The sequence below is a fragment of the Kitasatospora sp. LaBMicrA B282 genome (assembly GCF_050325825.1).
In the GTDB taxonomy this organism is placed as follows: Bacteria; Actinomycetota; Actinomycetes; order Streptomycetales; family Streptomycetaceae; genus Kitasatospora.
In genome coordinates, this window is the sequence record NZ_JBNQTI010000410.1 from 1 (window position 1) to 454 (window position 454).

The following is a 454-nucleotide window of genomic DNA, read 5'->3' on the forward strand; positions in this document are numbered from 1 at the left end:
GTGTTCCATGACGGGCATGAACTCGACGTGGGTGAAGCCGAGGCCGTGCAGGTAGTCGGGCAGTTCGGCGGCCAGCTCGCGGTAGCTCAGGCCCGGGCGCCAGGAGCCCAGGTGCAGCTCGTACACGGACATCGGCGCCCGGTGGTGGTGCGCCCGGGCCCGCCGCGCCAGCCAGTGCGCGTCCTGCCAGGCGTACCGGGAGGTGTGGACGACGGAGGCGGTGTCCGGGGGGCACTGGGCGGCGCGGGCCAGCGGGTCGGCCTTCTGGAGCAGGCGGCCGTCGCGGGTGCGGATCTCGTACTTGTACAGCGCGCCCTCGCCCAGGCCCGGCACGAAGAGTTCCCAGACGCCGCTGGCGCCCAGCGAGCGCATCGGGTACCCGGTGCCGTCCCAGTGGTTGAAGTCGCCGACCAGGCGCACCCCGACCGCGTTGGGCGCCCACACCGTGAAGGCG

1 pseudogene is annotated in these 454 nt (G+C 73.6%); it reads right to left on the minus strand.

Annotated elements, in window-relative coordinates:
* Positions 1 to 454 (minus strand): annotated as a pseudogene (locus ACQRUO_RS39705) (1,4-alpha-glucan branching enzyme); the annotation flags it as partial.